Source organism: Paenibacillus sp. EZ-K15 (assembly GCF_002573715.1).
In the GTDB taxonomy this organism is placed as follows: Bacteria; Bacillota; Bacilli; order Paenibacillales; family Paenibacillaceae; genus Paenibacillus_AQ.
Genome location: NZ_PDHM01000025.1, coordinates 1 through 15,556, shown reverse-complemented (window position 1 = coordinate 15,556; position 15,556 = coordinate 1). Strand labels below are relative to the sequence as shown.

The window sequence follows — 15,556 nt, the reverse complement described above, 5'->3', positions numbered from 1 at the left end:
CCTCTAATCCCATTTTTGAAAATCAGGGTCCGAGCGGTAGTGTTCATTATAAATGGCCGATACACGGTCCCGCAGGCCATTCCACGACAAGCCGGGATTGCGGCGTACGATCTGATACAAGCGGAGGAAGCGATATCTCGGCAATCCATCCGCATAGCGGCTAATAAAATCAGGGAACGTATCGATATATTTTTTCTTCCGTACCGCTGCCCCGGCGGCGTCGATCATAATCTGCCTGCCTTGCTCCATCCGTAAAATGTTGGATTCATGTTCGAGCAGGTATTGGATCGCTTTGCTGTTAATCAACTCGCGTTTAATCTTGGCGATTTCACCGATATAGGCGGCCAGGTCCGGATCAAACTCATCCAGCAATAGCGGTTCGAGTTCAAGCTCCATATCCTTGCGCAAGCTGAAGCTTTGAAGGAGAACGATCTGCTGCAGACGGATGCGGTCATTCCGGACCAAGGAGGCAATTTCCCTGACGATTTCATACCCTAGTTGGGCATCTTCCTTGATGGCGGCAGAAGCCGTTGCTTTGTTCAGATCCAGGCCCTCATGAATCTGTTTTTGATGAGATCTTATAAGCTTGTTCAGAGCATGCAGGGTCTCCGTTTGCAGCATCCGGCGCTGCATCAGCCATAACCATACGAGCAGGACCACCATACAAGCAAAGGAGATCACGATCTGCAAGAAGGTCTGACTAAGAAGTACGGCAGAGAGCCCTATAATGTAGAAGAGAAGTCGATCACTCTGCATAGAACGCTTGGCCATTTTCTCTGCAAGTTCCATAACGGGGACGAGGGCGCTCCGTTTACAGAAAGCGCAGCTATCTTCCCAAAGAATCGTGAAATTGTGGCAATGTTTGCAAACCCTTAACTTTTGGTAGACATATCTCGTTTTATTATAGGGACGAAGTTGTACGGGCTTTTTCTTATCCATGCTGTTCCCTCTGTGAGTTGGCAACTTCAAGCAGGGTCTGATGCAGCTGCTCCGGTGTCGGGGCGTTCTTCTTACGCTTGAAGTAGGCCGTGATCTTGATGATGACAAAAAGAAACAAAATCCCGAGACATCCGTATGTAATCATATATCTATTCCTTTCGGCATCGTATTTGTTCAAAAATGGTGGGTGAGCCTTGTGTCCTAAGTCCGGGTGGTACGACTGATTATGTTGAACTTTGGCAGGTATAATTATATCATATGGACATAGTGCTGGTATATTTTAGTGATTAGCATGGTATTTTCTATATAAATACACCAGAGAAATGGATGTTCCCGTTACTGTTTTTTAAGCTTTCTTTCATGTAATTTTAAGACTTATTGCCTACAGTTAGACTAATGGTCTGACAACTGAACCGAGGCATCCACCTGATGCTAGACTAAATGGATGAAGGAGTAATTCAATGTTACGTAAAAATAAATGGCTGCTCTCTTTGATGGCAGCGGTGCTGCTAATCCTGACCTGGAGCGGAGGAACTCTGCCCCAGGCAATAGCTGCCTCGCAAGGCTCCAAGATTGATGCCGTCCTGGTGATGGATGCCAGCAACTCGATGAAAAACAGTGATCCCGAGAGGATCAGCAGCGAAGCGATGAAGATGTTTATCGACATGCTGGCCACTACCGGCGACAAGGTCGGCGTCGTTTCCTATACCGACCGGATTCAGCGGGAGAAGGCCCTGCTTGAAATTCAGTCGGAAGCGGACAAGACCGCACTGAAGGAGTTTATCGATCAACTGGATCGTGGCCCGTACACGGATATGTCCGTAGGCCTCGATGAAGCCGTAAAAGTGCTGAAGCAGGGAATGGACCCGGCGCATGCGCCGATGATCGTTGTTTTGGCCGACGGCAACAATGACCTGGATCCAAACACAGGCAAGACGAGCCAGGAAGCTTCAGACGATTTAGCCCAAGCTGTCAAGGAGGCCAAGGGAAGCGGCATCCCCATCTATACGATTGGGCTGAATGCCGACGGGAAGCTGAACAAAGAAACGTTGGCTGAATTGGCAAACCAAACGGGGGGCAAATCCTTTACCACCAGTTCGGCGGATGACCTTCCGCAAATATTAAGCGAGATTTTTGCCAGCCACCAGCAGCTTAAGATCGTTCCGGTACAGTCGATAACCGGCAACGGAAGCTATCAGGAGGTTACGGTTCATGTGCCGAACGCGAACGTGCTGGAGGCGAACATTTCCATTATGTCCTCTAGCCCCGTCGACGTGAAGCTGGTCGATCCTGCTGGCGCTGAGCAGACCATTCCCTCGGCCAATGTACTGCGATCTACCTCCAATTCCTATTCACTGCTCAAGCTGCTGAAGCCGCAGCAAGGCGATTGGAAGCTGCAGGTGAAAGGCGTATCGAAAGACAAAATCGACATTAACCTCGTATTCAACTACGACCTGGAGCTGGCTATGGATCCTCCGCCATCTTCTAAGGTAAAGGCAGGGGATACGATTGACATTAACGCGTATCTCGTCAGCAATGGACAGAAGCTGGAGGACCAAGAACAGTACGGCAATATGACGGCCAAGCTGTTGATCAAGGACTTGGACACCGGGGACGAGTCGGAGGTCGACCTTGAGAACAAAGGCGGCAGCTTTGAAGGGAATTACAAGATTCCGCAGAAGCATGACTACGAGCTGAGGGTGCGTGCGGAGGAACAGAGCTTCTACCGCGAAAGTGCGCCTGTGAAGATTAGTGCGAAGGCGGCAGCCTCCGGCTCCGGAAGCGGTGGGAAGGAGATGACTGCAGGCGAGGAAACGAAACCTTTTCCATTATGGCCCGTAATCATTGGCATCGCGGCGCTGCTCATTGTTGGAGCGGCTGCATATTTCATACTCGGCGCGATTAAGAAAGCGAACAAAGGCTTTGTCGGTCAGATCGTGATCGAGATCAGGGATGAGAACACCGGCGAGAAGACCTTCCCGCAATACAAGAAGCTGGCTTCGTTCAAAGGGAAGTTCAATCTGCATCAGCTTCTGCAGCTTGCTCCGGAGCTCAAGGAGACCGAGAAAATCCTGTTCATGCCGGGCAAGAACGACCGCATCATACTTAAGAATCATTCTTCAGCCGTGATCGAGAAGTCCGGCCGCGCTCTGGATGCTACGAATGGGACGGAGTTGAAGAACGGAGACCGGCTGAGAGTTTCCCTGCAGCAGGCGGACAAAACGATATTATTTGAATATTTGGCTTAAAGTGCGTGTTCAAAAAGGGCTGCTTCCTGATTCACTTCGTGTTAGATATAGAATTTATAAGTTATCTTGCTACGCTGATGAAATTCTGTATCGCAAGAAAACCTACCTTTAAATCGCGGTCGCTCGTCCCTGAATTGACCTCGATTGGTTTTCTTATCAAAAGCGGACTTTTTGAACAACCTCTTAAAGCCATGACCTATCAGGAGGGGAAGTTATGAAACCGGTAGTTAGAGAACATATACAACAGCTTGACGTTTCACTCGGAGGCGGGATTGTCAGCGAGAAAATACGGGTCGATACCATCGACAATCCGATCCTTATCATTGGACTTGGAGGGACGGGGATCGATGCGCTGCTGCGCTTGAAATATCAGATTAACCGCCGTTTCAAGCTGCCGGAGGATCCGTTGTCCAAGAAGAGAATGGACAAGCCGGATAATGTGGAGTTTCTGGCTTTTGAGACCAACGAGCAGGATAAGAATAAACGCTATAAAGGCATCGGGCTTGATCCGATCAATGAATTCGTGCTTCTCTCCAATGCCGAGATTGGAGGCCTCCTTCAAAACCGGAGCATCCTGGAGCCGTACATTACGGATTGGCTGTCGCCTGAGCTGAGCATTACCGACGGCATGAACGGAGCAGCAGGCGTACGCCAAGCGGGTCGCTTGCTCCTGTTCACGAAGATTACGCAAGTGGTGCAGGCGATCGACAAGAAGATTAAGACGCTGTCAGTCGGAACGAACAAAAAGCTGATGGTCTTCCTACTGACGGGGCTGTCCGGCGGTACAGGCAGCGGCTGCTTCTTGGACATTGCCTATATCGTTCGTGGCATTATCGAGCGGGACCACGGCTCTGCTGGCATCGACCGCGTGAACACGCTCGGCTATCTGTTTACGCCGGATATTAATCTGGCGAACAAAAGCTTGAGCGAGCATACGCGCGAATACATCAAGAAGAACGGTTACGCCGCGCTCAAAGAGCTCGATTACTGGATGAACGTGGATGCCAGAGGCGAGCGGTTCAAGCAGCAGTACGGCAACATTCTGAACGTGAACTCTCCGCTACCTCCGTTTAATCTATGTCACCTGATTTCCGCTACGAATACGGAAGGCAAGCTGCTGGAGAATGCCTATGATTACTGCATGAACGTTACTGCAGAGAACATCACGAACTTCATGGCCAGCGAGGAAAAACAGTCTGGCGAAGAGTTTGCGATCCATGACTATATCAGCAACATCCGTACCAATATCGCGCAGATGAACAAGGCGTATCCTGCCAATTACGACTACAACATCATCGGCGCATCTTCGGCTGTTCTACCCATTGAAGAGATGACCACATATCTGGCGTACCGCGTTTTTGGCAAAATGCAAACCATGTTTGAGAAGGCGCCAAGCCAGGAGGACGTCGAGAAATTCGCAAGCAAGCTCGGCATCGATCTGGACTCGATGACGAAGAACTTCGAGTCCCGCGTACCGGAGCCGCTTCCCGGATACCAGAATAGCGAACGGCTCAGCTATGCGAACGTCGTGAAGAACCAGGTTATCAATATGGACACGGAGCTGGAGCAGAATTTCCTGGCGAGAGCCCGCGAGGAGTATATCAAAGCGAAGAAGCAGCTGCCGGGCGAGATCGTGGCTCAGTTCAGCGATCAAATCCGCCGCATGTTCCTGCATCCACAGCAAGGACCGTTTTATGTGTCCCGGTTGATCTATACGGAGAAGGGCTTCAGCCTGCTGAAAATGCTTCTGTCCTACATCGAAGCGCTGCGCGAGAATCTGACCCGCATTCCTCGCGACATCGAGTCGGCCAGAGAACAGGCGATCGATCGTCTGGGTGATGCGAAGAGCGCTTTTGTCTCGAAGGACAAGAAGAAAAACATCTATATCGAAGCCAAAATCAACGAATATTGGCTGGAAGCGGATGTGGAACGCACCGAGCAGATGATTGAGTTCTATGAGGATTTATACGATTTGCTGAATCAGGAGAATAACCGGATTTATAGCGTGTATACGGAAATTCTGAATGCGCTGAATTCGATCTTTGCCAAGAATGGCGACATTCTCGTCAACGGTGAAGAGCAGCAGGATCATAAAGGAAACAAGACGTATTACTGGAACCTGGTCAGCGTGCCCGATATTTCCGACGTGATCAACAAAATCATGGATCAGAAGGATGTGGACGATCTCATCCGCGATTTCGCGCAGGAGCTGCTGAGCCATGCCAATCGTTGGACGCGTGAGCAGGAGATTGATATCGTCAGATCCATTTCGGAGTTTCTTACCGATAAATTCGGCGATTTGATTACCCGCTCGATGGAGGATTTCCTCGTCATGAAGTTCGGGCAGGAGGATTCCATCGAGAAATTTGTCGAGCGCAATATCGCTAGCAAGCTGGATGATGAAGCCGTCCCGGTCTTCCATCTGAGCAACAGCGCAGGCAATTTGTACTTCCCTTCCTGGGGCTTTGTGTCCGTGCCTGTACAGGCGCCAAGCATTCTGAAGGGAATTCGTAATTATCAAAACAATTCGGTTGGGAAGTCTCACTTCACCGTGAAAGAGAGCGAAGTGAAAAACCGGATCTTCTGGCTGAATACGAAGAACGGCGTGCCTCTGTTCGTCTATACGCCGCTTAAGGTTTATGAGGAGAGCTACGAGCGCACGATCATGGACAAGGAAGGCGTTGGGCGTCACTTGGTTCAGACGGACCGCAACAACTGGACGTACCTGCCATCGCCGATTCCCGAGAAATCCTGGGGGGATACCTACCTCAACCCGCGGGTTCAAGATTACAACGCCCGGGTTCGCGCCGAATTTAACCAGGCGCTTGAGTTTAAGGTCATCACCCAGAAGGATATTGATCAGAACACGAGCAGCCGCTATGCGGTCGTGTTTACGAAGCCATTTGATCTGAACGAGCTGCTTCGTGCTTATGACTTGCAGCTTGATAGTCCCAAGCCTAACCTTGGGGAAGTGAAGCGGGCATGGACCGAGCTGAAGCGTCTAATGACTGAGGGGCTGGAGCCGGCGGGCTCCAAGGATATTTTCAACAGCATCAACGAGGAGATGGCCAAGGAAAATCTGATTCGTTCGCCGGAAATGATCCGCAGCGTGCGGGAAGAGCTGAAGAAATATGCCGCCATCGCGGCCAAAATCACGGAGTTCGAGCTCTTGATCAGCGATAATCAGAATGAGGAGAAATGGCTCGATCAATTTATTGAGGCATTGTATACCGGGACGATCACGAAGAAGGGTGCACTCTTCGTTTATGATCGCGATCCGGAAGAGGATTCCTGGGAGCCGTTTGCCAATCTGCTGAAAAGCGTGAATGACGTGGAGTATGAAGTCTACAAGCATTTCCGTCAGCTGGATGAGAAAAGCCGGAGCACGCTGCTTCGCAAATCCTCCCGCCGCGATCAGGAGCTGACCGCTTCCGAGGATATTACGCCACTGCTCACGAAGCTGGAAGAATTGGCTGAGCGGTTCTTGGAAACGCGCGACCGGCTTGAATACGAGAAGGTGGAGCTTGCGGACGGTGAAGAGCGTTATCAGTTCTACAGACAGGTCTCCTCGAAATTAAATGACATCCGAAGAAGGTTGAAATAGACGATGAGGGAAATTCTTCGCCAGTATGCTGCCGGCTATGCGAAATCGGAGGAGCAGCTTACCTTGATGGAGGATGATCAGAGCAGCATCCACTACCCGGAGGTATACTTGTTCATCGGTGATAAGACGGCGTCCGCAATCGAACCGATCATGGAGATACATGACCGCAAATGGGACAACAGCGCAAGTGTCATCTATTTGCATGTGGGAACGGACCAGGATGGAGGGCGGGAGCCGAAAGGCTCCGAATCCTCCGGTCGCCTCCACCGGTATCAACTTCATTTACCGGAGTCAGACGGCGCATCCAAGTCCGTACGCAAGGAACTGCACCGGGGCTTCTATCGGGACCCGCATCACCTGGCCGGGTTGAATAAAGCGATTCGGAAGCTGAGCCACCACATCGCAGACTATGGACGCAGCTATTCATCCTTTGACCGGATTCATCTGTCTGTCATTACACGGGTCGACGACCCGTTTAATGTGTTTATACCGGAAATTTCATTACTGGCCGAATCGATTTTCCAGCAGTCATTCAAGTCGGTGCAAATGGATTTGTATGCGCTCATTAATGAAAGGGAGCAGATTGAATCTTATGGCTATGCGAGCTCCGTGGGTGTTGCCTTCTTGCGGGAGCTGGAGCTGATGCAGAGCCGGGAATACAGCTTCTCCGCACCGCTGCAGGTAACGGAGGATGGGCTGACGATTCCGGTCGTTCACCCGGCCTCGCCGTTGTTTGATCTCGTCTATGTGCTGTCCGATAAGAATGAACGCGGCATATCAGGTTACGCCGGGATGCAGGATATCTATGATATCATCTGCCATCTGGGTTTGCTTAAGAACCGGAAGCAGAAGGATGAAACCTATGACGGAATCCGGGGCATTTACAACAATACGTCTTTCAAAAGCAATATTATGGCGGAATCCGGCCGCCAAGGCTTTGTCTCCGCTGGCTTTTCCCGGGTGAAGAGGCCCAATGAGCCGATTGCGCTAACGGTCCTCTATCATCTGTGCCGTGGACTGCTGCTCCGCATGAAGAGTGGGACCGAACCGGAGGTTCATGAATGCCTGACCTACTTCGGTCTCGATCCGGAGGCAGTAGCGGCAAGAGCCGACCGGATGCTGCCGGACGCAGAGCATCTGGACGGGCTAAAGGGGATGATGTCACACCCCGTCAGTTATGCCGGGCTGAAGCGGATGAACATTCGTGAAGCTGAAGAGGCATTGTTCGGGGATGGCTGCAGGCAATTTTTTCATAGCAATTACGAGCTGGAGGTCCAAAAGAGACTTAGCGATATGAGCACCGCTGAAGAGCTTCATGGTGCGCTTCGTCGCACTTTGGCGGATCATCCGCAAATCGGTTGTTATCAAATCGTGGAGTGGACGAGTGTCAAGGCTGGAGAGGGGATACTGCTTGAAGCGGTTCGTTCCCGAATCCGGGATCTCGGCAACCTCCTGAAGACCGAGCAGGACGGACTAAACCGCTATTATGAGGAAGGCGTAGAAAGCCAGCCGTTCAAGAAGCTTCCTTTTCGGGATAAACAGAATGTGCGCCATTTCATTCGATATTTCGTGGGCGAGGTCTATCGTCGTAAATATGAGCTGTTATTACTGGAAACGGAGCTTGCCCTGTACAGGCTCTATGAGGCGGAGCTCGAACGGATTCACCGTCATTATAAACAGCAGGCGAACATGCTGGACCAGCTTGAAGCGGAATTGCTGGAAGCAGCCCAGTCGAGCATCCGTACCGCAGACGATTATATCGGCCAGAACCTGATGGAGTATTATGGCCTTGTGACGGAAGAGCTGATGCTGGAATTGGAGAGTAAGCGCGGCCAGGGAGTATTCTTCGAGGAACGGTATGTCGGTAATCTCTCCATCGTTACGCATGAAGGAACAGAACCGATCTTGTCGAACATGATCCGCGTCTGTCTGAGGGATTTATTGACGGCAGAACCTTTCGTGCAGACCTTCGAGGAAGAACTGCTGCGACGGGCGAACGTAACCATCGACTACAATAATAAGCAGGTGCTTGCCAAGGAAGATCTGTTTAAGGTGCTTTACCGGATGCTGGAGGAGAACTCCATTACGTTAGTCAGGCTGCTTGATTATACGCAGGAGCATCGATATGAGGAGAAATACTTCTTCGGCGATGCCGACAGCGAATTTGTCCGTTATGCGATCCATGCCGATGAAGCTTTACGGGTGTACAAGCTTGGCATCGTGCACGAGAAGCGCGCAAGCGGAGTCGAGAAGCTGAACCTGATGGGAGGTTTCCATTTGGAGGATCTGATGTACTACCGGAATGGCAGAACCTACTACGAGACCTATACGGCAAACGGTTATGAATTTCATGGAATGGAACCGGCGCAACTTCCTGAGCTGCGCTAGCGTTCTTAAATTCTGATACAGAGAGTAGGCGTGTATTGTGCAACGAAAAATAAACCCTCTCCTGCTGCTGTTTAGTCTAGTCGGTGGGGGAATCGGATTTACCATTGGGGAATTTTTGCTCCGCCAATGGGGGACAGGGCTTCCCGTCATCGTGGTTACAGGGATCTATTTCGGAATTCTGGCCTTGTGCATCGGATTGGCCTGCTTAATCGCAGAACTGATCTCCCCTCGTTTGAACGGGAGTTCATGGAGACAGCGATACACAGGCACATCATGGAAGCTGCTGATTCCATCCACGTTGGTGGCACTGTTCTTGCTTGGCATGCTGTTTGAGTGGGTGTACCAGTTGAACCCGGGCAGCGCCAAACCGGTGAAGGATATCGTGCTGGTCATTGACAATTCGGGCAGCATGAAAGACACGGACCCGAATCAGGACCGATATACGGCGGCCAAAAATCTGATCAATCGCATGGACGAGGATAACCGTGTATCGGTGATGGTGTTTGATCATGCGACAACGTTACTGCAGCCTTTTACGCGTGTGAAGAACCAGGAAGCCAAGGATGAGATCATCGCTAAGATCGACAGTTTGGAAACGAACGATGGCGGCACGGACATTAGTCTCGCGCTGGAGGATACCATGACGCATATCCAAGAGAGCCATGATGCCCGCCGAAGCGCCATGGTTATTATGCTATCAGACGGCTTTAGCGAAACCGATCATGCGCGTGTGCTTGCCGACTACAAACAGCAGCAAATCGCAGTGAATACGATTGGCCTCAGCCTTGTCTACAAAGATGGCGCCCAGCTGCTTCAGACGATTGCGGCCGAAACGGGCGGGCAATATTACGACGTACAGAATGCGGCAGATTTGTCTTTTGTCTTCCAGAAGATCTATGACGACGTCGGGGATCGTTCCCTGTTGACGAAACGTACAGGCGCGATGGAAGATAGCGTTTATTATCAGATTGTAAGAGTCGTTGCGATGCTGCTCATTGGGGCTGCCACGGGCCTGGCCCTCGGCATTGTGTTTGATAACCGTCATCTCGCGCTTAGCTTCAGCATCGGCGGCGCGGTATCCGGCGTGCTCGCAGGCGTTGTTCTGGAATATGGCCTATCCGGGGGAGAAGTCAGGGATGCCTTCGTTCGGCTGCTGGCCTGCTTCATCCTCGCAGGAGTCATCGCCTTGTTCACGTTGGTGATTCCGGTTAAGGAGAACAGCAGGATCATTCGTAACGAGCAGCGGCCGGGCCGAACGGGACGAGGGCAACGGCCGAATGATTCAACAAGCCGAGGATTTTAAAGCAGGGGGCGTTCGATATGCGTTTTAAAAATGCGGAGCCCGGAGAATGGGTCATTCAGGGATTAAGCTATCAATTAGACGAGGGCTACTGTACGCTCCGATGGAGCTGGCCGCCAGGTCTTCAAGCGGTATATATTCACCGCGCGATGGATGATGGATTTGGTCCGCCTGCTGGAGCTTTGGAGCCTGGCAGCCTGCGCCTGTATACCCGAGACGAGTACAAGGCGAACAATGGGTATCGGGACCGGGTGGACGGAATTGGTCAGATCACGTATACGGTGTATGCCATGTCTTCCGAAGATGGAGAGATGGCCTTAATCAGGCAGCCGGATGAAGCGAACAGCATTCAGTTCAGCACCGGCAAAGCTATGCTGGTATATTCCATTCGAGAAAAGAGTCGCTGGTTGCAGCCTTATAAGACGATTGAAATTCAGGTGACGGCGGAAGTGCCGGTACCCAAGGACGTTTTATGCTACGTAAAGAAGCAGGGGGCTTATCCGGTAAACAAGGAAGACGGCATCTTGTACCCTTTCGTTACGGATTTTGCAGCGGGACGCAACGAATTGCCTGCGATTGAGGTGGGGAAGAACGATTATATTCGCCTGTTTTTTACGGATGGTAAGATGTATGGACAACGGTATGAGCTCGTTTATAGATAGAGAGAGAACACACAGTAACCACGATGAACGCGTCAGTGTGTAATTCATAGGGTTCAGAGGGAGGTACAAAGGATGGGCATTTTTGATATATTCAAGAAAAAACCGGAGCCAGAGCCAAAGCCGCTGTTCTATGATATTGTGTGCCCTTACTGTTTCAGTAAGTTTGCTCCGAAGGAGGTTGTCTTCCGGGCTGCTCACGATCGAGAGGATGACGAGGACTATGCGCTTGGGGAAGATGATGAGCTGAATCGGTACCGTGAACGCTTTGGGCTGGATTCCGTTTATGATATTGAAGCGATTATCCGGCCGAGCGACATACCGGAGGAGCATCACATTTATTCCGATCACGTGCTGGTTGGATTGAACGACCGTTACGGTGTCGTCACGCGCAGACGGTTATGCCCGAAATGCCATAATGAGCTTCCGGTGACCGCAGGAAAGGTGCCGAGCAACATTATCTCGATTATCGGTGCTTCGCAAGTGGGCAAGTCGGTCTATATGACTTCGCTCATTCATACGCTGCAGCATACAACGGCGGATCATTTCGATGCGGCCTGCATGCCGCTGAATGCCGAGATCAGCCGCAAGTTCCGTACGGGCTATGAGGAGCCGTTATTTGAGCGCGGAGATTTGCTGGCGTCCACGCAGAAGGAGAAGATGCAGGAGCCTTTCATTTTCCAATTCGTGTTCAAGGATGAGTCCAAGCCGCCTTTAACCCTCGTATTTTTTGACGTAGCGGGCGAGGGCATGGTGGACGAGGATTACTTGGGACTTCACGGACAGCATATCAAGAATTCCGCGGGTATTTTGTTTATGGTGGATCCGCTCCAAATCCGCTCCATTCGGGAGAAAATTCGTCTGAAATTCGGTGACCAGCCCGGTGAATGGGTGTCCCAGTATGATGAGCCGCGGGATGTCGTGCTGACGATGTTCGGCGATTTCATCGCTTATGAGGACAAGGGCAAGACGGATATTCCGACAGCCGTCGTCTTAACCAAGAGCGACATGCTTCATGCGCTTAAGGATGAAGATGGCGAATACGTCAAGCTGAACAGCAACATCTTTAACAATGTGGTGCACCGCAAGTTTATGAATTTGACCGAATTTGAAAATATTGACGGCGAGATCCGCCGTTTTATCGAGAAGGTCGACCGTCCGTTCAAGGGAACGATGGATGTATACTTTTCCAATACAGCGTATTTTGCCGTGTCGGCTCTGGGCAGCAACCCTGTCGATCAGAAGCTGCAAAGCGTCGTCAGCCCGATTCGGGTCGATGAACCGTTCATCTGGCTTCTGTACAAGCTGAAGTATATTCAGGGGAGGGAAGACTAGTGCCGGATTTCCTATCCCGAACCATACAGCAGCAAATGTACACGCGGGAGCGCCGGGGCATATTCCGTTCAGCCGAAGGCTTTGATACGGTGGCTCGTTCGTCCGGATTGGAGGCTTCCTTTATCAAAAAGGTACTGCATCCCTTTTGCCAATACGAAGCTCCTGCCGAGCTGACGGCACGCAGCGAGAGGGAAGCGGCGGCTTATCCGGCCGCCCTTCATCTGTTCCATACGGAAACAGGGGAAACGGTGCTGGGGCGAAGCGTGTTTCAGCCTGCGGATTTTACGGGACTTCGCAGTGCCTTTTTTACGCATCATTATGTCATTCCCGACGGTTTTCTTGAAGATGAGCATTCCGCTTATCAGACTTGGCTCCAGGCCTCCTTTGCCGATCATTACGATATCGAAGAAGGCGTAGATCTGCCGCAGCTCCCTGCCATTCCGGTTCAGGGGGATTCTAAAGCCGCCATTTCATCCAAGGAGACGCCAGCTCTATTGCAGGAGCTTGGGATCGACGAGAAGATATTCAAGCAGCTGCTCTATGCATGCATATCCGCGGCTGCCGGGAAGAAAAAGGTATATATCGTTCTGGATGTCCCGGTGGAACAGTTGTCCGCGAAGGCGGAGCAGCTGCTCTTTGTGTTGTTTGGCCGATTGCCCTATGCGCTGCGCCGGGTGCTTGGGTTCGTAACCTATGCCAAAGAGCCGCAGAGCAAGAAGGGACTTCACCTCATGTTCGTGGAGAAGGGCAGCCTACGCCTAGGCGACCGCAGCATTGAGAAGGACTATTTGTTTGAGCTCGCTGCTGGCAGGGTCATTAATGTCGATCTGAAATGGTCCGAGCAGCCTTATCTTGATTTTGCATGGGAGACGCTATTGGACCCCGATCGCTCCGAGCGCTTTTTTGCCTTCGCCGAGCAGATGCTTGCGGATATGGAGCCGGGTCTTGGGATCTTGCCGGATAGCTACGACGATTTATGTGTGCTGTTCCAGATTGAAGAAGGCCAAGAGGGCTTGTACCATGAGCATAAACATGCCGTGCTGCGTGCTTTGCTGCTTTATTTGAAGCCGACAGGCGCTTTGGATTCTAAGGGACGGCTGGATCAGCTGTTCCACGCCCTGTTTGCCCAGGAATTTGAGCTTGTCAAAGGCGGGCATGTTCCGGATGCAGCGATTGCCGGATTCGTTAAGGATTATCACGGCATCAATCCCCGGCAGCATCAGGATCTGATTGTGGAATATTTTATCCGCTCATTAAATAATGCCTTATCGAAGCAGCGTCAGGACGTGACCGAGGCGATTTACGACTTGCTGGAGGGCAGCCCGGCCTTAAGCCGAGCCTTCTATGCCAGGGTGTTGACCAGTCCGGGGCTGCCGGCGTTGATGTTCGATCCATATATGAAAACGCGCATGCAGCAAGCAGCGTCGCCTACGGATTTGGTAGATCTGATCGGCTTGTGGGTTCGGAATCACCCTCTCCTGCTGGAGCAGGAGAATTATATCAGGTTAGCGGAAGCCCAGCTTGTCGATAAGCTTAAGCAAGACCCGGATCCGGTGAGAGCAGTCAACGCCGTGCTGGATCAATTGGATTCGCTGGAGCATCATCCTCAGAAGGGAATGGGGCGTTACCAAGGCGGCACTGCATTTGCAGACCGTTTGATTTATGCGGCAAACCTCTTTCTTTTGCGTGAGTTGGAACCCGAGCAATTAAGCCAGAAACAGCTGCTGGATATCGGGTTTCTGCAAATGCCGAAGGAGTTCAAGGGTTGGGTAGAGCGTTTTGACTCCCGGATTCGGTCCAAGGCGGAAGTCATGCTCGCCCTTTACCAGTGGTCCAGCCGTGAAGAGGTTCAAGTGGAGGTGCTGGCAGATCTGTCAGCCGAGGAGCGGGAACGAACCCAACAAATCATGCGAAAGTGGCTGCAGAACCATGTGGTGCCATCCAGATTTGATAGCATTACCCTAGCCTTCTGCACGGAGATTCGTTCCAGTGCCGTAGACTATCGGGGCCTGCTTGATTATTTGCACAGATACGGTCAGAGTCCAGAAGTGGTATACCAGTATATTAAGTGGTCTGCCGAGCAGCCGGTATTCGTTAGACCGCGGGGACTTGTTCCGGCTTATGCCGCCGCTATCGTTCATTATTTCAAAACCTATGACCGTGAAGCCTTCAAGAATAAGGATTATGCGAAAACGTATTTCAATTCGCCTGCGCCCATCCTTAAACCGGTGTATACGAAGGTTAGGGCCGAATTGGCTTCGCCGTTGGTGCGATGGTTTCAACAGCATTCGCGGTTCGTAAAAATCACTTCTTCCTTGCTTGTGGTGATCGTTATTGCTGGTGCTGCCTTCATGATGATCCAAAACGGCAAAGGACCTGCGGACGGTAATGCTGATCCGAATCCGGTCATCACGCCCCCGGTTACCGCACCTCCGGCTTCTTCTGATATCGTCCCTGAAAAGCCGTTATTGATGGCGACGGTAGTGGAGGAAGGCGAGCAGGAGGGCAAGACCGAACTGACTTTCCACTTTAAACAGCCGGCGGCTTGCCAGGATTTCAGTGTGGACAAGCTACAGATTGTAGGCAAGGATGCAAGCACGCTGGTTGAGGTAGCTAGCCCTGAATTATCGCGGGTGTGCGCCGATGACATAACGGGCGAAGCGGATACCGACCCATCAGGGACAGAGCCTGACTCAACCGGGAATCAAGCGGAGCCGAATACCGGGACAACAGAAGGGGAAGGCTCGTCTGATCCAGTCAAGGACGAAGACGTTCCGTCATCTGAAGGTGTTGGTGACACTCAGGAAAACCAGACTTACGCGAGTCAGGTCGTCGTGAAGTTGGATCAACCGCTTGACGTATCCCTTGTCGAGAAGGTTGTTGTAGATGGCGTCTCCTATGAGCTGTCCGACGAAAGCGGGCTTTCGGAAGAGCAAGAGCAGGCTCCGGAGAATGAGACGAATGAAGGAGTTTAACAAAATAGATAACGAGCAGACGATCATTCGTCTGCTCGTTCAGGCTGTCGAGAAAGTCTCGACAGCTATTTTTTGTGTATTTAATTCAACACGACACCGCGTTAATA

9 protein-coding genes are annotated in these 15,556 nt (G+C 51.4%); 7 read left to right on the top strand and 2 right to left on the bottom strand.

Annotated elements, in window-relative coordinates; genetic code table 11:
- Positions 1–3 precede the first annotated feature (3 nt).
- On the bottom strand, positions 4–771 hold the full coding sequence (locus tag CRG97_RS29190; RefSeq protein ID WP_237566616.1) for a hypothetical protein: 768 nt from the start codon (positions 769–771) through the stop codon (positions 4–6).
- 160 nt (positions 772–931) lie between these two features.
- Complete coding sequence (locus tag CRG97_RS33415) at positions 932–1,084, bottom strand: hypothetical protein (protein WP_164817485.1); 153 nt, start codon at positions 1,082–1,084, stop codon at positions 932–934.
- A gap of 316 nt (positions 1,085–1,400) precedes the next feature.
- On the opposite strand from CRG97_RS33415, the gene CRG97_RS29185 reads away from it, so the two are divergent.
- The 7 genes from CRG97_RS29185 (at position 1,401) to CRG97_RS29150 (ending at position 15,449) form a co-directional block, all read left to right on the top strand.
- Positions 1,401–3,188, top strand: coding sequence for a vWA domain-containing protein (locus tag CRG97_RS29185; protein WP_098749069.1), 1,788 nt, complete (start codon positions 1,401–1,403; stop codon positions 3,186–3,188).
- Positions 3,189–3,402: 214 nt separating this feature from the next.
- Positions 3,403–6,792, top strand: a complete 3,390-nt coding sequence (locus tag CRG97_RS29175) for a tubulin-like doman-containing protein (RefSeq protein WP_098749067.1) — start codon at positions 3,403–3,405, stop codon at positions 6,790–6,792.
- A gap of 3 nt (positions 6,793–6,795) precedes the next feature.
- Entirely contained in the window at positions 6,796–9,180 is a 2,385-nt protein-coding gene (locus CRG97_RS29170; protein ID WP_098749066.1) for a transcription initiation factor TFIID, read from the top strand.
- A 37-nt stretch (positions 9,181–9,217) separates the two neighbouring features.
- Positions 9,218–10,483 carry a vWA domain-containing protein gene (locus CRG97_RS29165; protein ID WP_098749065.1) on the top strand — a complete coding sequence of 422 codons (1,266 nt, stop codon included), beginning with the start codon at positions 9,218–9,220 and terminating at the stop codon, positions 10,481–10,483.
- 17 nt (positions 10,484–10,500) lie between these two features.
- Entirely contained in the window at positions 10,501–11,142 is a 642-nt protein-coding gene (locus tag CRG97_RS29160) for a beta-mannanase (RefSeq protein WP_098749064.1), read from the top strand.
- A 72-nt stretch (positions 11,143–11,214) separates the two neighbouring features.
- Positions 11,215–12,474 carry a hypothetical protein gene (locus CRG97_RS29155; protein ID WP_076325289.1) on the top strand — a complete coding sequence of 420 codons (1,260 nt, stop codon included), beginning with the start codon at positions 11,215–11,217 and terminating at the stop codon, positions 12,472–12,474.
- Positions 12,474–15,449, top strand: coding sequence for a GAP1-N2 domain-containing protein (locus tag CRG97_RS29150; protein ID WP_098749063.1), 2,976 nt, complete (start codon positions 12,474–12,476; stop codon positions 15,447–15,449). The genes CRG97_RS29155 and CRG97_RS29150 overlap by 1 nt, the downstream gene beginning before the upstream one ends.
- Positions 15,450–15,556 lie beyond the last annotated feature (107 nt).